We start from the raw sequence: 19,473 nt of genomic DNA, 5'->3' as shown, positions 1-19,473 counted from the left end.
TCGCGGGCCGGTTTTCATTCTGAGGAGCAGCTGAGATGGGACTGACCGCGAGGATCCGTACCCGGGACGGTTGGGCCGTGTCGCACGCGGTCGTCACCGTGGCCGACATGACCGGGGCGCAGGCGCTGCGTGCCGAGGCCGACGCGGAGGGCGCCGTACGGGACGCGACGCCGCTGGAGCCGGGGGCGTACACCGTCATCGTCACCGCCGTCGGCTACGCGCCCGCGGCCTCCAGCGTGATCGTCACGGCGAGCGGCCGGGCCGAGGTCGGCACGGTGACGCTGGCACGGCAGGGCGGCACCGAGCTGCCGCCGCCGGGGCCGTGGACCGTCGACCCGGTGCACTCCAGCGTGGCCGCCGTCGCCCAGCACCTGGGCATCTCCAGCGTGCACGGCCGCTTCACGGAGTTCTCCGGCTCGATCGAGATCGCCCCGGACGACGTCACCAAGTCGCGCGTGGAGGCGGTGATCCGGGCCGCGTCGATCGACACCGGCAACGGCATGCGCGACGGGCACCTGAAGTCGCCGGACTTCCTGGACGTCGAGCGGTTCCCGGAGATCACCTTCCGGTCGACGGGTCTGACGGCGGCCGGGTCCGACCGGTGGACCGTGCACGGCGAGCTGGGCATGCACGGCGTCGTACGGGCCGTGGACCTGGACCTGGCCTACCTCGGCACGGGCCCGGACCCGTGGGGCGGCACCCGCGCGGCGTTCCGTGCCACGACCGAACTGCACCGCGAGGACTTCGCGATGAACTACAACCAGGTTCTCCAGGCCGGCATCGCCGCCATCGGCACGACGCTCAAGGTGGAGCTGGACATCCAGGCCGTGCAGGGCGAGTCACTTCCGGCCGTCTGAGGCCGGTCCGGAGACCTTCGCCACCAACTGGCCGCACAGGTCGCGGAGTTTGACGTTCCGGTGCTGCGAGGCGCGGCGCAGCCGCTCCAGCGCGTCCCGGGCGTCGATCCGTTCCCGGGCCATGAGGATGCCGATCGCCTGGTCGATGACGCTGCGGGAGAGCAGCGCGGTGCGCACGTCGGCCGCCGACTGGCGCCGGTGCTCGATGCGCAGCGCGACGTCGATCGCGTCCCCCGCCCGGGCCGCGAAGGTCCGGGCCTTGTCCCGGCCGGTGCCGAGCACCCCGGGCCGCTCGCCGTAGTAGTTGAGCGCCGCTCCCGTCTCGCCCTCGACGGCGAGCGGCACCGCCAGCACGCTCCGGACGCCCGTGTCCAGCGCGTACCGCGTGTACGCCGGCCAGCGGGACTCCTCGGCCAGGTCCGGGGCGTACTGCTCGACGCCGGTCTCGGCGGCCTCGACGCAGGGGCCCGAGCCGTTCTCGTACTGCCGCTGGTCCAGGCCGCTGGGCAGGCCGGCGCTGCCGGCGAGGGTGAGCAGCCGGCCGCCGCGGCGCACCGTGATGCTGCACGCGGCGGCGCCCGGCACCTCCTGCACCGCACGGTCGGTCAGATCGCGCAGCAGGGTGTCGAGACCGCTGCTGCGCACCATCGCCTGGTCCAGCGTGTCGGACGTCTCGGAACTCATGAACGTACGGGTATCCCGTCGGCGTCCCTTAACGCCCCCGCCCTAACTCACAGTGACTCACGTCGAGTTGTGAGCGCCGACGATCTCGCGGGCCAGATCGCGCAGTTTCACGTTCTCCCGCTGGGAGGCCCGCACCAGGCTCTCGAAGGCCGCGGCCGCGTCGATGCCCCGGCGCTCCATGAGGATGCCGGTGGCCTGGCCGATCAGGTCCCGGGTGTGCATGGCCTCGGTGAGCTGCTCGCGCACGGTGGCGGAGTCCAGGGCGATGCTGACGTGCGCGGTGAACAGCCGGCCGATGCGCGTAGCGTCCTCGTCGAAGGCGCCCGGTTTGCGCGCGTAGGCCGTGAGCACGGTCAGCCTGCGGCGGTCGGCGCGCAGCCGCAGCGACAGCGCCGAGCGCAGCCCCAGGGCCGACAGCACGTCCCAGCCGTCGCCGGCCTCGCTGTCCGTTATCCGCGCGACCGGGCTGTGCCACAACTGTTCCCAGTGCGCGTGCGGTTCGCGGCCGCCGTGCCGGGCCTCGGCGGAGCGCACGACGTCGTCGGTCCAGGCGAGCGTGCGGAACTTGTTGCCGCGCTCGATCTCGGAGACGCCGGCGTGCTCGGCCCCGGGCATGATGTGGACGGCCAGCCGTACCGCTGTACGCAGCGTGTTGTGCGGCGTGGGTGTCTCGTGCAGCTGCTGAGACGCCACCGTCAGGGCCTCGGCCAGCTCGAAGCCGACCGGAAAACGGGGCAAATCAGGAAACTCGGACGCAGCCACCACGAACCTCTTCGGCATGCACGACCATGGCCGTGCGCAGGAGAGCTCCGCAGCACATTCCCGACTGCGAGCACAGGACGGACAGCACTCTAGCTGCTCGGTTGCGTCCAGGTGACGTCCGGCCGACGGCCGCCACGGGCGCTTCCGCAGCCGCGGCCCGGCGTGGTGGAATGGGCCCGAGGGTCAGGAAGCGGCCTTACCGGAATCCGGACGAACGTCTGCCAGGTGAGTGCTGTGACTTTCCTCCCGAATCCCACCGAACCCCGAGACCTGCCCGGCCGAGTCCGTCTCCCCATGCCCGCGGAGATCGACTTCGGCAACGCGGAGCAACTGCTTCCGCTCATCGTGTCCGAGACCCTGGCCCGTGGTGACCGGCTGGAAGTCCTCGTCCTCGACCTCACCACGACCCACTTCATGGACTCCCAGGGCGTCCGCCTCATCAACGACGTGCGTCACCGGCTGCGCCCCGGGGCCCGGATGCGTCTGGTGGCCCGGCCGGACGGGGTCGCGAGCCGCGTACTGGAGCTGACCGGCCTGCGCCGGGACGTGCCCGTGTACGACAACCTCGCCGAGGCCATGGCGTCGTAGGCTGCCTGGCATGGCACCGAACATCGCGACGAACACCCGCGTCTCCCTCGACGAGTTGCTCGACTTCGTACGGCCCCGGCACCACGCGATCCTGCTGACCCGGCGGTCCGACGGCGGCCCCCAGGGCTCGCCGCTGACCTGCGGGGTCGACGACTCCGGCCGGATCGTGGTCTCGACGTACCCGGAGCGGGCCAAGACCCGCAACGCCAAGCGGGACCCCCGCGTGAGCCTGCTCGTCCTCAGCGACGACTGGGACGGCCCCTGGGTCCAGATCGACGGCACGGCCGAGGTCCTCGACACCCCCGACTCCGTCGAACCGCTCGTGGAGTACTACCGGAACATCGCCGGGGAACACCCCGACTGGGACGAGTACCGCGCGGCGATGGTCAAGCAGGGCAAGTCGATCATCCGCATCACACCGGAGCGGTGGGGGCCGGTGGCGACCGGCGGATTCCCGGCACGGCTGGTCGAGGGGGAGTAGCCGGAGCTCAGGCCCCTCGCTCCCGGGCGACCATCGCCTCGATGCCCGCGACCAGCAGTTCCAGCGCGAACTCGAAGTCGCGCTCCAGCATCTCGGCGACGGTGTCGCCGCCGCGCGCCGCCATGATCTCCTGGGACTCCTGGATGACGTCTGCGGCCTGCGGGGCCGCGGTCACCGTGCTCAGCGCCTGCTGGAAGTACTCGTCCACGGTCATGCCGCCGGCCGCTGCCCGGGCGGAGAGATGGCCCTCCAGCGTGCCGTAGCCGTAGACGAACTGGAAGACGGCCGAGATCGTGCTCGTCAGGCGCTTCGCGGGCAGTCCGGTCCGGCGGACGACGCGCTGCACGGTCCGGGAGAAGGCCAGGTTGTTGGGGCCGATGTTGAGGAAGACGCCGACCAGCGCGGACACCCAGGGGTGACGCACCAGCAGCGTCCGGTACTCCCGGGCGAGCGCCCGCACCTGGTCCCGCCAGTCCTCGTCGGCATCCGGATCGGGCAGCCGCATCTCGCCCATGACCTCGTCCAGGGCGAGTTCGAGGAGGTCGTCCTTGGTGTCGACGTACCAGTAGACGGACATCGCGGTGACGTTCAGCTCAGCGGCCAGCCGCCGCATCGAGAACTTGGCCAGCCCCTCGGCGTCGAGCAGCCGGACGGTGACCTCGACGATGCGCGCCCGGTCCAGCCCCGAGGGCTGCCCACCGCCGCCGCGCCGCCGGTGCGCTTTGCTTTCCAGCCAGACGCTGGTCCGCGCGGCCTTCTCGGACGCCTTCGCCATGGCGCACCTTCCTCAACTTGCCAACGCCGATCATGCTAGGCGTCCCGAAAGGGGCGCGGGGCTGCGCCGACTTGCGGCTCCGCCGCGTGGGCGCGATCAACCACGGTGAACCCGCACCCGCACGACAACCGCACACCCCGAGCTCCCAGGCGAGCTCCTAGGCGGATTCTGCCCGCTCAGCCCGCCGCAACAACGCCGCCGCGACCAACCCCCCGGCCAGCACAGCCACCGCCCCCACCAACTGACTGGTCTCCAGCCCGGAGGCGAACGCGTCGGAGATACGCGCCTTCTCCCCCGCACTGTCGGCCGCGGCCAACGCCGCCGGCAACGACGCCGCCGACACGGCGACCAACGACGCGAACCGCGAATTGAGCACCGCACCGAGGACCGCCACCCCGAGCCCGTTGCCGAACTCCGCGAGCGTCCCGTTGATCCCCGCTCCCACCCCCGCCTTCTCCGGCGGTATCGCGCTCATGATCGCGTTGGCCATCGCCGGCATGGACAACGCCACACCCGCGCCCATCACGACCAGGCCGAGCAACGTCCCTCCGTACCCGTGCCCGCCGAGCAGCGCGATCGCCGCCAGCCCCGCCGACACCAGGGTCATACCGAGCGCGATGGCCGCCGGCGTACCGGCCTTGAGCACCAGCTTCGCGCCGAGCCCGGTGAAGTTGAGCGCCACCACGGTCAACGCCAGCGGCGCCGTCCGCAGACCGGCGTCCAGCGGCTCGTAGCCGAGCACGAACTGGAGGTGCTGGGTGAGCAGGAACAGCGAGCCCGTCATGCCGAACGCCACGAGGATCGCGCCCGCGACCGCGCCGACGAACTTCTGGTTGCGGAAGAAGTGCATGTCGAGCATGGGGTGCTCGGTCCGCAGCTCCCACGTCACGAACAGGCCGAGAACGATGACGCCGATCAGCGCGGAGACCAGCACCTGTCCGGACGTCCAGCCGTGCTCGGGGCCGGTGATGATCGCGTACACGACGGACGTCATGCCGATGGTCGACAGCACCGCGCCGACCAGGTCGGGACGGTCACCCGCCTTGTGCTTGGACTCCGGCACGAGAGCGGCGACCGCGATCAGGCCGATCGCGGCGACCGGGATGTTGATCAGGAAGATCGCGCCCCACGAGAAGTGGTTCAGCATCACTCCGCCGATCAGCGGCCCGGCCGCGAACCCGAGCGAACTGACCGTGGACCACAGCGCGATGGCCTTGACCCGCTCCTTGTCGTCGAAGATCTGCACGACGACGGCGAGGATCGTGGTCATCAGCAGCGCGCCGCCGACGCCCATGCCGGCGCGGGCCGCGATCAGCTGGGCCGGGCTCTGGGACAGCCCGGCCGCCAGCGAGCCCATGCCGAAGATCGCCAGGCCCGCCATCAGCAGCAGCTTGCGGCCGTAGCGGTCGGCGGCATTGCCCGCCGTGAGCAACAGGCCGGACTGCACCAGTGAGTAGGCGTTCATCATCCACTGGACGTCGGCGGTCGTCGCGTCCAGCTCGCGGGTGAGCGAGGGGATCGCCACGTTCAGGATCGTGTTGTCGAGCAGCACGGTGAGCTGCGCGAGGCAGATGACACCGAGGATCAGCCAGCGCTGGGGATGGCCGCCGGGTGCCGTCTGCGGCGGGGCCTCTTCCTGGGGGGATGTCGTCATGCTGTACACCGTAGAATAATTCCCATACGCCGTACAATCGAGTATCCGGCTTCGCCTGCCCGGGCAACGGAGAAGGGCGGTGGCTTTCGGCCACCGCCCTTCTCCCGGTCAGGGGCTGTCAGTTGCTCGCCTTCTGCGTGAGGTCGTAGAAGGTGGCCGAACCGGCCGTGACCTTCTTGAAGTTGGCCTCGACCCAGGAGGTGATCTGGGAGGACGTGCCGTCGCTGCCGCCGCGCATGCCGCCGCCCGCGCCGGACGCGATGAAGTAGTGGATCTTTCCGTCCGCCACGTACTCCTTGAACTGGGCCAGGGTCGGGGACGGGTCCGTGCCGTTGAAGCCGCCGATGGCCATCACCGGCTCGCCGGTGGACAGCTGGTAACTCGCGGCGTTCTGAGCGCCGATGGCCGCCGCGGCCCAGGTGTACTGGTCGGCGTCGGTCGTCAGCAGCTTCTTGGCCTCGGAGCCGACGCTGGCGCCGTTGAGCAGACCGCCGATGCCGCCGCCCATGCCACCGCCCATGCCGCCCGTCCGGCCGCCTTCGCCGATGCGGCCTCCAGGGGTGGTGTTCTGGCCCTGCTGGTTCGGGCCACCGCCCGGGAAACCACCGCCGGGGAAACCACCGCCCGGGAAGCCGTTGCCCTGCCCGCCCTGGGCATTGCCGGTGCCGTTCCCGGTGCCGTTGCCGTTCTGCTGGTTCTGGCCGCCACCCGGGAAACCGTCACCCCTCGGGAAGCCACCCCCGCCCGGACCGCCCCGGCCGCCCGCGACCGCCGGACCAGCCGTGACGATCGAGCCCGTGTGCCCCTCGTTCACCGTGGTGAGCGTGTACGCCGCCGGCCCGGCCAGCGCCGCGACCAGGCCCAGCCCGGCCGCTCCCAGGGCCAGTCCGCGCCCCAGCCGGCTCGCGAAGATCAGGCCGAGGGCCGCCGTCAGGCCGCCGACCAGGACGAGCCACTTCAGCCAGGGCAGGTAGTCGGAGGAGCGGTTGAGCAGGACGTAACCCCACGCCGCTGTCGCCGTCATCGCCGCCGCCAGGGTCAGCGACGCCAAGACCTTGTCACGCTTCTCCCACAGCAGCGCCGCGCCCATGCCGATCAGCGGCGCGATGTAGGGGGCCAGCGCCACCGTGTAGTACTCGTGGAAGATGCCCTGCATGTAGCTGAAGACCAGCATGGTCGTGAGCAGCGCGCCGCCCCAGACGAGGAACGAACCGCGCGTCACCGACGTACGCCGTGCCTTCCGCGTCGCCACCAGACCCGCGACCAGCAGGATCAGCGCGGCCGGAATCAGCCAGGAGATCTGGCCGCCGATGCTGGAGCCGAACAGGCGGTCCCAGCCGGTCTCGCCCCAGTTGCCACCGCCGTTGCCCCTGCCACCGCCGCCTCCGACGCTGCCGGTCTCGTCACCGTTGAGGCGGCCCAGGCCGTTGTAGCCGAAGGTCAGTTCCAGGAAGCTGTTGTTCTGCGAGCCGCCGATGTACGGGCGGGAGGACGCGGGCCACAGCTCGACGATCGCGACCCACCAGCCGCCGGAGACGACCAGCGCGATCGTGGCGAGGGCCAGTTGCCCGAGGCGCTTCTGCACCGACACCGGCGCGCACACCCCGTAGACCAGGGCCAGCGGCGGCAGGATCAGGAAGGCCTGGAGGGTCTTGGCGAGGAAGGCGAAGCCGATGGCCACCCCGGCCCACACCAGCCACTTCGTACGGCCGTCCTCCAGGGCCCGGATGACGAAGTAGCAGGCCACGGCCATCAGCAGGGCCAGCATCGCATCCGGGTTGTTGAAGCGGAACATCAGCGCGGCGACGGGGGTGAGCGCGAGCACCGCGCCCGCGATCAGACCGGCCGCGGGGCTGAACCGGCGGCGTACGGAGGCGTACACGACGGCCACCGTGCCGACGGCCATGAGGACCTCGGGGGCCAGGATCGCCCAGGAGCTGAGGCCGAACAGCCGCACGGACAGGGCCATCGGCCACAGCGCGGCCGGGGGCTTGTCGACGGTGATGGCGTTGGCGGCGTCCAGCGAGCCGAAGAAGAACGCCTTCCAGGACTGGCTGCCCGCCTGGACGGCCGCCGAGTAGAAGGAGTTGGCGTAACCGGAGGCGCTCAGGTTGTAGAGGTAGAGCACCGCGGTCGCCAGGAGCAGGGCGAGGAAGGCCGGGCGGGCCCAGCGGGGGTCCTCGGGCCGGCCGCGCCACAGCCGTCGGGGCAGGGGCCGCTTGGGTTCACCGGCGTCGGGGGCGGGTGCGTGGGCAGGCGGGCGTTGGGGCCCGGTGTCGGGACTCTGTCCTCTGTCGGTGACCTGCTGGTCGTGGTGGACGGTCATCGGAAGTCCCTCGCATCGGTGTCGTGGGGGCGCACCGGCAGCAGCTGCGCGGTGGCGTCCCGCCAGGAGTCCGCGACATCGCCGGCGCGGAACTGGGTGGTGTCGTACGAGGCGGCCACCGGAGAGCCGCCCTCGCGCCGGTCGGGGAAGACCCACGCCCGGAAGAGCAGGAAGCGCAGCACGGTCGCCGCGAGGTTGGCGGCGATGAGGACCGCCAGCTCGGTGGAGTGCGCGGGCTCGGACGTGGCCGCGTTCAGCGCGGCGAGCGAGCCGCTGGTCAGGGCCAGCCCGATGCCGAAGACGACCAAGCCCTGCGCCTGGTGCCGTACGGCCCCGCCGCGCCCGCGCACCCCGAAGGTGAGCCGCCGGTTCGCGGCGGTGTTGGCGATCGCCGAGACCAGCAGGGCGAGGGCATTGGCGGCCTGGGAGCCGGTGAAGACGCGGAAGCCGCTGTAGAGGAGCAGGTAGAAGAGGGTGGAGAGAGCGCCGACCACGCAGAACCCGACCAACTGACGGGCGAGGCCCCGCGGTACGTCCTTGATCTCACGGTCACGCGGGTCGTCGCCGAACGGCCGGGCGAGCCGGTCCAGCGGCAGCGAACCGGTGGCCAGGGCCCTGCCGACCCGCCACACACCCTTGAGGTCGTCGGTGGCGGTCCGGACGATGTGCACGGTCGAGTCGGGGTCGTCGACCCAGTCGACCGGCACCTCGTGGATCCGCAGCCCCGCGCGCTCGGCGAGCACCAGCATCTCGGTGTCGAAGAACCAGTCGGTGTCCTCGATCAGGGGCAGCAGCACCTGCGCCACGTCACGGCGGATCGCCTTGAACCCGCACTGGGCGTCCGAGAAGCGGGCCTGGAGCGAGCCGCGCAGGATGAGGTTGTAGACCCGGCTGATGAACTCCCGCTTGGGGCCGCGCACCACGCGGGAACTGGGCGCCAGCCGGGAGCCGATCGCGAGGTCGGAGTGGCCGGAGATCAGCGGAGCCACCAGCGGGAGGAGGGCGTTGAGGTCGGTGGACAGGTCGACGTCCATATAGGCGAGGACCGGGGCCTCCGAGGCCGACCAGACGGCCCGCAGGGCCCGGCCGCGGCCCTTCTGCTCCAGGCGGAAGGTGCTGACCTCGGGGATCTCCGCTGCCAGCCGTGCCGCGACCTGCGGGGTGGTGTCCGTGGAGGCGTTGTCCGCGATCGTGATGCGGAACGCGTACGGGAACGTGCGGGCGAGGTGCTCGTGCAGTCTGCGGACGCACGGCTGGAGGTCCTTCTCCTCGTTGTAGACGGGAATCACTACGTCCAGGACAGGCGTACCGGCTGGTGCGGCCGGGAGGTGCTCCCGCGCCGGCAGGGTGCCGGGAGAAGAATCGGTTCGCATGGAACCGACTTTCGTCAGGCGCCCTGTTGTGCCCATGTGGTGACGCTGTGGCGTGCCTGTGAGTGCTGCTGCGAGCGTGAGTGCTGCTGCCGGCTCATTTCGGGCTGCGGCTGGGCCGGCAGCGCGGGCAGGTGCACCGTGAACACGGTCCGCCCGGGCACGCTGTCGACGGTCACGGCACCGCCGTGCGCGGTCGCCACGGCCTGCACGATGGCGAGGCCGAGACCCGTCGAGCCGGTGGCGCGGGACCGCGCGGAGTCGCCGCGCGCGAACCGTTCGAAGACGTGCGGCAGCAACTCGGCGGGAATGCCCTGCCCGTTGTCCTCGACGTCCACGCACAGCCAGGGGCCGCGCCGCTGGACGCGGGTGGTGACGGTCGTACCGGGTGGGGTGTGGGTGCGGGCGTTGCCGAGCAGGTTGACGAGGACCTGCTGGAGCCGGGCCGCGTCCGCCGACACGAGCGCGGGCTCGTCGGGCAGGTCGAGACGCCAGATGTGGTCCTGACCGGCCGCACGGGCGTCACTGATGGTGTCCACGACGAGCGGTACGAGGTCGGTCTGCTCGAACTGCAGCGGCCGCCCCGCGTCCAGCCGGGCGAGCAGCAGCAGGTCCTCGACGAGCAGTGTCATGCGCCCGGCCTCGGACTCGATCCGCCCGAGGGCGTGCCGGGTGTCGGGGCCGACGTCCTCCCGTCCGCGTCTGGTCAGCTCGGCGTACCCGCGGATGGAGGCGAGCGGAGTCCGCAGCTCGTGACTGGCGTCGGCGACGAACTGCCTGACCCGCGTCTCGCTCTGCTGCCGGGCGTGCAGGGCGCCGTGGACGTGGTCGAGCATCCGGTTGAGCGCGGCACCGACCTGGCCGACCTCGGTGTGCGGATCGGTCTCGGAGTCGGGGACCCGCTCGCTGAGGTTCACCTCGCCGGTGTGCAGGGGGAGTTCGGAGACCCGGGTGGCGGTGGCGGCGACGCGGCGGAGGGGGCGGGTGGCGACGCCGATGAGGACGGAACCGGCGATGGCGGCGGCGACCAGGCCTGCCCCGGTGACGCTCACCTCGACGAGGATGAGGGTGTTGATCGTGGTGGTGACCGACTTGGTGGGCAGGGCGACGTAGTAGAGGCCTCCGTCGGCCCCGGGGACGTACTGCACGCGGTACTCGCCGAGGCCGGGGATGTCGACGGTGTGCATTCCACTGGTCGGCACCTCGGCGAGGGCGGCCTTCTGCTCGTCGGTGAGGCTGACGGCCGCATTCCGCTGGAAGGGGCCGATCTCGTCGGCGGCCTCCTTGGCGATGGCCGCCCGGGTGACCGTGCCGTCGGCACCGACCTCGGCGGCGATCGTCCCCGGCTGGGCCGGTCCCCTGACGAAGCCGGTGATCCTGTCGATCGAGTCGGAGTCCTTTTCTCCCCCGGGTTTCATGGGCCCCGACAGACGCTTGCCGGCGTCGTCGACCTGATCGTTCAACTGCTCGTACAGATGCGACCTGAGGGCAAGCGTCGTCACCGTCCCGATCACCGCACACACCACGGCGATCAGCACCACGGACGCGACGACGAGCCGTGTCCGCAGCGTGCGCGGCTTGCCCGCGCGCGACAGCCTGCCCGTCCTGTGCTGCGGATCCGGCCGTCGCCGCCCGCTCATGAGGCCGCGGGCTTGATCAGGTAACCGGCACCACGCCGCGTGTGGATCATCGGCTCCCGCCCCGCGTCGATCTTCCGCCGCAGATACGAGATGTACAGCTCGACGACGTTGGCCTGCCCGCCGAAGTCGTACGACCACACGCGGTCGAGGATCTGCGCCTTGCTGAGCACGCGCCGCGGATTGCGCATCAGGAACCGCAGCAGCTCGAACTCGGTCGCGGTCAGGTGGATGTTCTCACCGCCGCGGGTCACCTCGTGACTGTCCTCGTCGAGGGTGAGGTCACCGACGACCAGCGTGGAGTCGGAACGCCGGTCGGCGGCACCGGACCGCCGTATCAGCCCGCGCAGCCGCGCGACGACCTCTTCGAGGCTGAACGGCTTGGTGACGTAGTCGTCCCCGCCGGCCGTCAGCCCGGCGATCCGGTCCTCGACGGCGTCCTTGGCGGTGAGGAAGAGAACCGGCACGTCGGGCAGCTCACGGCGCAGCCGCCCGAGCACAGCCAGCCCGTCCATGTCGGGCAGCATCATGTCGAGCACGACGGCGTCGGGCCGGAAGTCGCGCGCGGTCTGGAGGGCGCCCTGGCCGTCTCCCGCGCTCCTGATCTGCCAGCCCTCGTAGCGCAGGGCCATGGACAGCAGCTCGGTGATCGACATCTCGTCGTCCACCACAAGCACTCGGACGGGGCTCCCGTCCGGCCTCAGCAGTTCGGTGCGCCCCTGGGGCGAGGTCGTGGTCATGGTGAACACGATGTCGGCGTGCTCTGAGAGCACCCTTTCGGCAACCTGTGATTTCCCTGAGAAACACACAGGCGCTTCTCAGGGAACGCCTGGGAATGCCGGGGTCGGGTGGGGTGGGGCCTGCGGGGGTCGCTGCTGGACGTGAGGGGGAAGCTGTGGATCCGCTGGGCGGCGGTCAGAACAACCCGTCCTGCACCCCGGCATCCTCCTTGAACTCCCGCACCGGCACGGTCAGTTCCGCACCCCCGGCGGGCACCAGCTCCCACCCGCTCATCAGCCGCGTATCCAGCACGACGACCCCACCCGCGGTCACAAGATGCAGATCGGGCCCGGCAGCAGCCACGAGCTCCCCGCTCACGACCCCACCCGCGACGAGCTCGCCCACCTCCCCGACGGCGACGGGCAGCCCCGCGAGCCCGAACGCCTCCACGTGATCGACAACGCGCAGCGGCTCCCGCACGAGCGACTCCGGCCACGCGGGAAGCGCCACGGCCCGCGCGTGCAACTCGGCGACCTCGACGGCCCGGTCAGCCGCCGCCTCGGGCAGCACGGCCCGCACGACCCGCTTCTCGGCGTATGGAATCCGGTCGGGCACCCGCAGCGCGGCCCGCAACAACTCCTCCGTACGCCGCGCGGCCATGAGCGGCCCGACTCCGAGCCAGCTGAAGCACACGGCCCCCTGCTCCAGCAGCCGCGCGGAGCCTCGCTCCTCCGCCGTGATCCCGACCTTGACCATGCCGGGCCCGAACCACGCCAGATACACGTGATACGGCCGCGGGTCGTCCGCGATCGTGTCGGCGGCCACGGAGTGCGCCCGGTCCAGCCGCGCACACTCCTCGCACCGCGCCCCCGTACTCCGCGCCGACACGGCCGCCCTCGTCGGACAGGCATGCCCCCGAGCCCCCACGCACGTCCGCACGCCCCCCTCCGCGACCCCGAAGGCCACGCGTTTCCCCCAGGTCAGCGCGCTGCGCCGCCCACCGTCCCACACCAGCACGGGACCACCGGCGGACCACCGCAGCCCCGAGCACCTCCATGCCTGTGCCATCTTTGCCGAGCGTAGAGGGCACCACTGACAACGGCGTCGGGCGAGCAACGGCGTCGGTCGGCAACGGCGCCCACCGACAAGGGAACTCGCCGACAATGGCGCTCGCCGACTATGGCGCTCGCGCGAATCAGCGCCCGGAGTCGGCCCCCACGGCAGCGGGTTCGCTCTCCCCGCCCACACTCACATCACCGCGTACGACAAGAGGCCCGGCCACCTGCGCAGTCCGCCGCCGCCCGGCCAGCCGGCACCCGAGGCACTCGTCATGCCCGGCCCGCGCCCCCGAGTCCCGCACCCGCCAGCCCCACTCCTCCCGGGGCCGGATCCCCGGTCCCTTCCCCCAGCCGGCCAGATGCAGCGCCCAGGTGACCAGCAGAGCGACCACACCGATCGCGAGCCCGCCGGCGATCAGCACGCCGGAGACGAAACACACACCCGCCCCCGCCGCGACGGCCCCGACACTCGCGATCGCGGTTCCGACCCATCCCGCGACGGTATGCCCGTGGTCATACTGATGTGCGCTCATATGCTGCCCCCTTACACACGAAGGCCCGGGAACCCGCGCTCCCGAACCCCTCACCAGCTAGCCTTTTAGAACCCAAACATCTCACGAACTAAGGGATCTGGGAATGCAAGCCAAGCCGCGTCCGGCCGCCACGCCGGAGCAGGCACTGTCGGCGATGGACCACCTCATCGCGACCCACCTGGTCGGGCAGCACGAGATCGCCCAGCAGGTAGGCCTGAGTGTGACCGACCTCACCTGCTTCGCCTACGTCATCGAGGCCGGTGAGAACCTGCCCACGGCCGGCGACCTGGCAGCCCGCGTCCACGTCACGACGGGCGCGGTCACCGGCATCCTCAACCGCCTGGAGCGCGCCGGCTACATCACCCGCCGCCCCGACCCGACCGACCGCCGCCGCATCCGCGTAGCCGCCGAGCCCGACGCGGTCGCCCGCGTCCGAGAGGTCTACGAGCCGTACTACGCCCGCCTCACGCAACTCTTCGCCGACTACTCCCCCGACGAAATCGCAGTCCTGAACGACTGGTTCACCCGCGCGAGCGCATTGGCGGCGGACTACTTGGAGGATCACTGCCGCACTGACTGAACGCCGACCGAGAACAGCATCGCTCGCGATGCCATCTTCAACTGCATACTCGTCATGTGACGACTGACGCCGCGCGGACTACCTGCCCGGCGACGGTCCCACCAGCGGTATCTCCGTCACCCTGACCACCGGAACGCCGCGGGCGATCCGTGAGCGGGTCGGCAAGCGGGGCGTCTCGGCGTACCTGGAGACGGCCGCCCAGCGGCAGATCGAGCGGGACAACCTCGAAGAACTGATCGCGGACTTCGACCAGGTGCACGGCCCAGCCGACCCGGAGGCCGGCCGGCAAGCGCGCCCGACTGACCGGCGGCTCTTCCGACGCCGGCACGGCCGCGCGAGCGGCGCCCTGGTCCTCGACAGCGAGGCCTGGTGAAGGCCGTACGGCGTGACCGGGAGATCCACGAGTGACTGACGGCGACCCGGGACGCGGACCTGCCGATGGTCACCTCTGCGGCGGTGCTTGCTGGTCGAGGCGATCCACCCGAAGATCAACGACGCCGCCCTGAAGTGGGCCCTGTCCCGCTTGACTGTCGAACCGGTGACCAAGTCCATCGCGCACTCCGCCGCCACCTTGCTGCACACGGCAGACCTGCACGGTCACAAGTACGCCATCGACGCGATGCTGTGCGCGACCGCCCTACAGCATCCCGGCAGGCTGACGATCCTGACGTCCGACACGGAGAACATCGGGCTGCTCACGGCCGGGCATCGACGGGTGAGCGTGGAGAAGGTCTGGAGCCGAGGCCTTCCGCTACGCGCCAGGAGCCCGGTACCGGACCTGCTCCGCTGTACGCAGGGCCTCGATCGTCTCGTCAACGGTGAGGAGAACCGTCGTCTCGAACGAGCTCAGCGCGCCGCCTCCGCTGATCGCCAGCGCCACCGCGGCCATGGACACGTTGTCCGGGGCCTCCCACAGGTTGTAACCGTCGTGCGTGCCGAAGGCGTACCAGAAGCCATGGAGCTTTCCGCCGACGGACTCGATGTACGACTGCGCGGCCCGGGCCCGGTCCTCCGGGTGGCCGATCAGCCTCGCCCAGGTCTCCGGGGTGTAGCTGAACCTTGACAGGTAGAGCGGCATCTTGCCTCCCTTTCGTTCCCTCAAGGCATTGCCCCCGCGGGGCGGGAAAGGTGTCGGCGGGACCCGCGCATCCCTCGAATGGCCGGGGTCGATAAGCGCCCGTCGAGTCGCGGAAACGCCAGAGGCCCCGGACCCGAGGCTCTGGTCCGTGTGCACTCGGCAGGATTCGAACCTGCAACCTTCTGATCCGTAGGCGCGTTCAAACCCCAGATGCGATCCCTGCAGACCAGCCATTCAGCGCCCCAACCTACGATGGCACGACACCTCGGTCCGCGACTGTGCGCTGGCGTTACGTGGCTGTTGATGCCAGAGACGGGAGATGGGCTTTACATTGCGGTTGGCGTCATTTTCATGACCGAGTATCAATTAGCACTAGCGTCGCAGGGACCCGAATAACTAGTCTGCGCCGCGCATCGTATAGAAAATGCAGATTCCTCTCGGTCCCCAAGAATACTAACGGAAACCCCTTCGTTGTTGCCACACCTCCCTTCAAGCTGTCGCTCACCCATACGATATTCGCAGGCTTCGCCTCCACGCCTAGCAGCCCCAATCTTCCCACCCCCGGGAAGGATTCAGGAAGTACACCAAATGCGGATTCTGGAGTAACTCTTGAGTCGATACCGTAGGCAGCTTTAAGGCCGAAGATTCCAGCTGCACCGAACACGAGCAACACCACAAATGATGCGAAAATTGCCACCTCTACCTTATTTTCTTTCACGTTATCCAGGATCGCCGAGAACCCCACCTCATGCACTGCCAAGACTATAAATACGAAAACAATCTCACCAATCCCGACCGCCAGTTGCCCGACCTCGGAGGATGGAGCGAACAGCTCAATCAGTAGAACGTTTCCGATCGCAGACCCGACGAGTGTCAAAAAGAGCCAAGGGAAGGACGTTCGCCGCCAAAATATCACTACTGGAAGAACAACAATAAATAGGGCAGCGGCGATGAGCATGAATGACACAGAAACTCGCCCCAGCGTCACTGCCGGATTTAGCCCTACATCCTCCGGAGTCAAACCAAGGTGCGCATAAAACGCGGCGTCAGCAAAATGGACGCTGCCATAGAGGGCGAGTCCGGCAAGAGATGTGATGCCGGCCGCCGTTGTGGCTATATCCTTCCAGGGCCCTTTTGATTCCCTCTTCGCCCACCTTCCTTCCAATTTACCTTTATTGCCAGCTATTTCTCTCCATCTTCGTGCGCGAAGTGAATATTTAATCTCATTCATGCCGCGACAGTCCTCCGGCTATCCCCTTGCAAAGCACCTTAAGTTGCAGAGCGTTAAAGTTGCACCTTGGTGAAGGCCAAATGAGTCCTCAAGGAACTGATTAGGACGAGGTCTCGGTGCTCGGGGCCTTGGCGGCGCATCTCGTCAAGGTGACGCGAAAAGAGAGGAACATGCACCTGCTTCCGGCTCGGTCTGAGATCCTGGAGACCGATCGAGAGGGGCCGCAGGTATGGAGTGGAAGACCCACGGTGAGCGACAGGTCTACACGAACAAGTGGGTGAACCTGTGTCTGGTCGACGTCCAGCAGCCTGACGGGCGCAGGTGGGAGTACCACGTCGTTCGCCTCCGGCACCTGGCCGTTGCCGCCGTGGTCAATGATCGCCGAGAAGTCCTGATGATGTGGCGTCACCGCTTCATCACGGACTCGTGGGCCTGGGAGTTGCCCATGGGCCTGGTCGAGGAGGGCGAAACCCCGGAGGAAGCGGCGGCCCGCGAAGTCCTGGAAGAGACCGGCTGGCGCCCCGGCCCTATCAAGCCCCTGATCTACGCCGAGCCGGCAAACGGCATCACCGACTCGCAGCACCATGTCTTCCGCATCGACGGCGCTACCTACGCCGGGCCGCCCACAGAGAAGAACGAGTCCGACCGCATCGAGTGGATCCCCCTCTCAGAGGTGCGGGGCATGATCGACCGCCGCGAGATCGTCAGCAGCGGATCGCTCGTCGGCCTGCTCTACCTGCTCATGGACGAAGCGATCCGGTGACCGGCGGAAGGAGTTCCCTCAGCCGTGCCTCGAAGGCAAGGGCCACGGGCTCCTGCCTGTGTTGGGCCAACTGGTCGTAGAACTCTCTGAGATGCCCTGACACCCGCTCCGAGGCCACCGCCGACGCGGGCTCCAGGGCTTGCGTGGCGGTGTGGCACGCCTGGTCAAGCTTGCCCTGGTCCAGCTGTGTACGGGCCAGCCAGAACGAGTGGAACGCGCGGCCTCGCTGGTTGGTGTGGTGCTCTCGCCGCAGGGCATCGGCGATCAAGGGTTCGGCGGTTGCCGCTTCGCCCAGACGGCCATGGGCGATGCCCGTGTCCACGATGAGCTTCGGCTCATCGAAGTAGGTCACCCATGAGGGGTCCGGATCGCTCGCCCCGATCTGCTCGAATTGGCTGTGCGCTTCCCCGATCGCCCGGTGCGTGTCATCACGGTTGCCGAGGGTGGCATGGGCGAATGCTTCCCGCATTGCCAGCATCGACATAACGCGCGGTGTGCTGCCGAGTGCTGATCGAGCCTGATCCTGGGCCGCGGTCACGAGTGCCAACGAGTCTGCGGGCTTGTCCTGGTAGGTCGCCTGCAAGCTCATGCAGGCGAGGACGTTGGCCATGAACTGCCGGTCGCCGATCTCCTTCGCCAGTTGCAGGGCCTCGGTGAAATACGCGCGGGCCTGGTTGTACTGGCGGGCGTCGAAATAGGTCCAGCCTGTCAGGCGTGCCAGCTCGGCCGCGATGCCGTACAGGCCGTTCTGGATGGACGGTGGTCGGCTCTCCTGCAAGAGTCCAACGACATGGCGGAGCTGGCCGACAATGGCTGGCCGCAGTGCCTCGCCACCGTGCTGGTCGTCTCGTCGCCAGTAGTCCTCGATGGAGGAACGGAAGGCTTCAAGCGTTGCCGCGTTGAGGCTCGTTCGCGTGGCCAACGCCAAGATGCTGTCCACATCGGGACCTGGCAGAGACGTGGGGGCAGGCTGCTCGGCTTCCGGTATCTGAGGCGCCTCGCGCTTGTCGACCACCAGGGCCTGGGGCGTCTCCCACGCTCGGCGGGCAAGCCCGAGCATGTCTCCTGGGATGCGCAAGCCGTCTGAGATTCGCTCGATGACGTCCATGTGCTGCAAGTGGCGTCGGCCTGCGATGACTTCGCCCACTCGGCTCGGCGTCAGGTCACAACGCCGGGCGATCATCGACGGGTAGATCCCCGCCCTGACCTTCAGCAGCCGGAAGACTCTGGCGAAGTCCCGGACCCGACACGCATCGATCATCTCGGGATCGGTGAGCAGCCTGGCCGGCAGTTCCTGTGGCCGGTCCCCGTCGGGCATCGGCAAGCTCCCACACTGCGAGGGCTACGCAACGTCGCTGGTTCTCTACTTCCGGCGATGTTACCCAAGTTGGGTAATCAGCCTGACCTTTTGGCGACGGCCCTCCGATCGCGATGCTCCCTTGCATGGCGAGCAACCAGCAGACCAGACCAGGCATCGGTGAACTGGCGAAGGACACCGCCAAGGGACGTATCGGCATCGTCATGGGTGAGCTCGGCGGCCGAGTGCAGATACGGCCCATCGGCGGCGGCCGGGAGTGGGATGCCATGCCGGACAAGGTGGTGCAGCCGAGTGCTCGGGAGGAATTGAGCGCCCGCCTGGCCGTCAAGAACGGCAGCAGCAGGGACGGCCTGTGATGCGCGCCATCGGCCGATACGCGGGAGTCCTCTTCATCATCATGATCAGCGGGTCGTGCGGCCTGGTGATCGGCATGGCTCTCGCTGTCGGCCAGTAGACCGGCCGCCCCGGACGGGTGCTCATTCCCCGGTTCCCCCACCCACGTTCGGGGCGGCCTCCCAACTCCGTAAGTGCCACGCTCCACTACCCAGAAGGAGTACTCGCATGACGGCAACGGCGAACGACCAGAGGTCCGGCCGCGCGGTGGCCGGCGAGGAACTGTTCCAGAGCCTCGCCCGCTTCGTGGTCGTCCACAACGGGCAGTCACCCGAGCGTGCCGAGCAGATCGCGGACCAGGCGGTCGCCTTCGTGGTCACCGCAGCCACCGCGATCGTCCCCATGGTCCCGTCGGACGACGTGGACCTGGGCCTTCACGCGCTCATCCTGCACACCAAGGAGTACGCCGAGCTGTGCGAGCGGTACGCGGGCCGCTTCCTGCACCACAACCCGAAGCCCGGTGGTGGCGCCCGTGATCCGAAGCAGGTCGCGGCTTCGGCACGGGCCATGAAGACTGCTGGCTTCATGGTCTTCGACGACCTGTGGACCGTGGACGGCACGAACCTTGCCCAGTGCGACTCCGACTGCGGCCGCCCGTACGGCCAGGCGTAGCAACACGACAGCAGCGGCGCGGCCGGCCTCGACTCATGGTCGGCCGCGTTCGC

The 19,473-nt window shown here is 69.2% G+C and carries 20 protein-coding genes and 2 pseudogenes; 9 read left to right on the top strand and 13 right to left on the bottom strand.

Annotated features, from left to right (window positions below):
* Positions 1-35: 35 nt before the first annotated feature.
* Positions 36-857, top strand: a complete 822-nt coding sequence (locus MQE23_RS23270; protein ID WP_020274929.1) for a YceI family protein — start codon at positions 36-38, stop codon at positions 855-857.
* Here MQE23_RS23270 and MQE23_RS23265 read toward each other — a convergent pair.
* Together MQE23_RS23265 and MQE23_RS23260 are read right to left on the bottom strand one after the other, a co-directional pair.
* A complete protein-coding gene (locus tag MQE23_RS23265) occupies positions 840-1,541 on the bottom strand; it encodes a GAF and ANTAR domain-containing protein (protein ID WP_020274930.1) in 702 nt (233 codons plus the stop codon). The two genes, MQE23_RS23270 and MQE23_RS23265, sit on opposite strands and share 18 nt — an antisense overlap.
* 57 nt (positions 1,542-1,598) lie before the next feature.
* On the bottom strand, positions 1,599-2,321 hold the full coding sequence (locus MQE23_RS23260) for an ANTAR domain-containing protein (protein ID WP_051185655.1): 723 nt from the start codon (positions 2,319-2,321) through the stop codon (positions 1,599-1,601).
* A 276-nt stretch (positions 2,322-2,597) separates the two neighbouring features.
* Between MQE23_RS23260 and MQE23_RS23255 the strand changes: the two genes are divergently transcribed.
* Together MQE23_RS23255 and MQE23_RS23250 are read left to right on the top strand one after the other, a co-directional pair.
* Positions 2,598-2,891 carry an STAS domain-containing protein gene (locus tag MQE23_RS23255; RefSeq protein ID WP_020274932.1) on the top strand — a complete coding sequence of 98 codons (294 nt, stop codon included), beginning with the start codon at positions 2,598-2,600 and terminating at the stop codon, positions 2,889-2,891.
* Positions 2,892-2,901: 10 nt separating this feature from the next.
* Positions 2,902-3,372 carry a PPOX class F420-dependent oxidoreductase gene (locus tag MQE23_RS23250; RefSeq protein WP_020274933.1) on the top strand — a complete coding sequence of 157 codons (471 nt, stop codon included), beginning with the start codon at positions 2,902-2,904 and terminating at the stop codon, positions 3,370-3,372.
* A gap of 7 nt (positions 3,373-3,379) precedes the next feature.
* Here MQE23_RS23250 and MQE23_RS23245 read toward each other — a convergent pair whose 3' ends face one another.
* The 8 genes from MQE23_RS23245 to MQE23_RS23210 all read right to left on the bottom strand — a co-directional run bounded on the left by MQE23_RS23245 (position 3,380) and on the right by MQE23_RS23210 (position 13,445).
* Positions 3,380-4,147 (bottom strand): TetR/AcrR family transcriptional regulator, encoded by a 768-nt coding sequence (locus MQE23_RS23245; RefSeq protein ID WP_243380162.1) that lies wholly within the window; start codon positions 4,145-4,147, stop codon positions 3,380-3,382.
* 157 nt (positions 4,148-4,304) lie between these two features.
* Positions 4,305-5,801: an MFS transporter gene (locus tag MQE23_RS23240; protein ID WP_243380160.1), complete on the bottom strand. Its 1,497-nt coding sequence runs from the start codon at positions 5,799-5,801 to the stop codon at positions 4,305-4,307.
* Between the two features lie 118 nt (positions 5,802-5,919).
* The gene (locus tag MQE23_RS23235) at positions 5,920-8,127 is read right to left on the bottom strand and encodes a glycosyltransferase family 39 protein (protein WP_243380158.1); all 2,208 of its coding nucleotides are present in this window, start codon (positions 8,125-8,127) and stop codon (positions 5,920-5,922) included.
* Positions 8,124-9,500, bottom strand: coding sequence for a bifunctional glycosyltransferase family 2/GtrA family protein (locus tag MQE23_RS23230; RefSeq protein ID WP_243380156.1), 1,377 nt, complete (start codon positions 9,498-9,500; stop codon positions 8,124-8,126). The genes MQE23_RS23235 and MQE23_RS23230 overlap by 4 nt, the downstream gene beginning before the upstream one ends.
* A 14-nt stretch (positions 9,501-9,514) precedes the next feature.
* A complete protein-coding gene (locus tag MQE23_RS23225) occupies positions 9,515-11,137 on the bottom strand; it encodes a HAMP domain-containing sensor histidine kinase (protein WP_243380154.1) in 1,623 nt (540 codons plus the stop codon).
* Positions 11,134-11,874 (bottom strand): response regulator transcription factor, encoded by a 741-nt coding sequence (locus MQE23_RS23220; RefSeq protein WP_037671358.1) that lies wholly within the window; start codon positions 11,872-11,874, stop codon positions 11,134-11,136. Before MQE23_RS23220 ends, MQE23_RS23225 begins: the two co-directional genes overlap by 4 nt.
* Positions 11,875-12,049: 175 nt before the next feature.
* Positions 12,050-12,922, bottom strand: a complete 873-nt coding sequence (locus tag MQE23_RS23215; RefSeq protein ID WP_037671343.1) for a DUF2797 domain-containing protein — start codon at positions 12,920-12,922, stop codon at positions 12,050-12,052.
* Between the two features lie 127 nt (positions 12,923-13,049).
* Positions 13,050-13,445 carry an HGxxPAAW family protein gene (locus MQE23_RS23210; protein ID WP_243380153.1) on the bottom strand — a complete coding sequence of 132 codons (396 nt, stop codon included), beginning with the start codon at positions 13,443-13,445 and terminating at the stop codon, positions 13,050-13,052.
* 103 nt (positions 13,446-13,548) lie between these two features.
* Between MQE23_RS23210 and MQE23_RS23205 the strand changes: the two genes are divergently transcribed.
* The 3 genes and pseudogenes from MQE23_RS23205 to MQE23_RS23195 all read left to right on the top strand — a co-directional run.
* Complete coding sequence (locus tag MQE23_RS23205; RefSeq protein WP_020274942.1) at positions 13,549-14,025, top strand: MarR family transcriptional regulator; 477 nt, start codon at positions 13,549-13,551, stop codon at positions 14,023-14,025.
* A 109-nt stretch (positions 14,026-14,134) separates the two neighbouring features.
* Positions 14,135-14,360, top strand: a pseudogene (locus MQE23_RS23200) (hypothetical protein); the annotation flags it as partial.
* Positions 14,361-14,371: 11 nt separating this feature from the next.
* Positions 14,372-14,758 (top strand): annotated as a pseudogene (locus tag MQE23_RS23195) (PIN domain-containing protein); the annotation flags it as partial.
* Between the two features lie 18 nt (positions 14,759-14,776).
* On the opposite strand, the gene MQE23_RS23190 reads toward MQE23_RS23195, so the two are convergent.
* Together MQE23_RS23190 and MQE23_RS23185 are read right to left on the bottom strand one after the other, a co-directional pair.
* Entirely contained in the window at positions 14,777-15,103 is a 327-nt protein-coding gene (locus tag MQE23_RS23190; RefSeq protein ID WP_020274943.1) for a GYD domain-containing protein, read from the bottom strand.
* Positions 15,104-15,452: 349 nt separating this feature from the next.
* Complete coding sequence (locus MQE23_RS23185; protein ID WP_128092637.1) at positions 15,453-16,334, bottom strand: hypothetical protein; 882 nt, start codon at positions 16,332-16,334, stop codon at positions 15,453-15,455.
* A 229-nt stretch (positions 16,335-16,563) separates the two neighbouring features.
* Between MQE23_RS23185 and MQE23_RS23180 the strand changes: the two genes are divergently transcribed.
* Positions 16,564-17,097, top strand: a complete 534-nt coding sequence (locus tag MQE23_RS23180) for an NUDIX hydrolase (RefSeq protein ID WP_243380151.1) — start codon at positions 16,564-16,566, stop codon at positions 17,095-17,097.
* Here the strand turns inward: MQE23_RS23180 and MQE23_RS23175 are convergent.
* Complete coding sequence (locus tag MQE23_RS23175; protein ID WP_243380149.1) at positions 17,075-18,415, bottom strand: helix-turn-helix transcriptional regulator; 1,341 nt, start codon at positions 18,413-18,415, stop codon at positions 17,075-17,077. The two genes, MQE23_RS23180 and MQE23_RS23175, sit on opposite strands and share 23 nt — an antisense overlap.
* A 113-nt stretch (positions 18,416-18,528) precedes the next feature.
* On the opposite strand from MQE23_RS23175, the gene MQE23_RS23170 reads away from it, so the two are divergent.
* The gene (locus MQE23_RS23170; protein ID WP_037671347.1) at positions 18,529-18,771 is read left to right on the top strand and encodes a hypothetical protein; all 243 of its coding nucleotides are present in this window, start codon (positions 18,529-18,531) and stop codon (positions 18,769-18,771) included.
* A 205-nt stretch (positions 18,772-18,976) separates the two neighbouring features.
* Positions 18,977-19,420 (top strand): hypothetical protein, encoded by a 444-nt coding sequence (locus MQE23_RS23165; RefSeq protein ID WP_020274948.1) that lies wholly within the window; start codon positions 18,977-18,979, stop codon positions 19,418-19,420.
* The last annotated feature ends 53 nt before the right edge of the window (positions 19,421-19,473 follow it).

The sequence above is a fragment of the Streptomyces sp. HP-A2021 genome (assembly GCF_022807935.1).
GTDB lineage: Bacteria > Actinomycetota > Actinomycetes > Streptomycetales > Streptomycetaceae > Streptomyces > Streptomyces afghaniensis.
The sequence above is the reverse complement of the archived record's forward strand: the minus strand, read 5'-3'. Positions and strand labels throughout refer to the sequence as shown.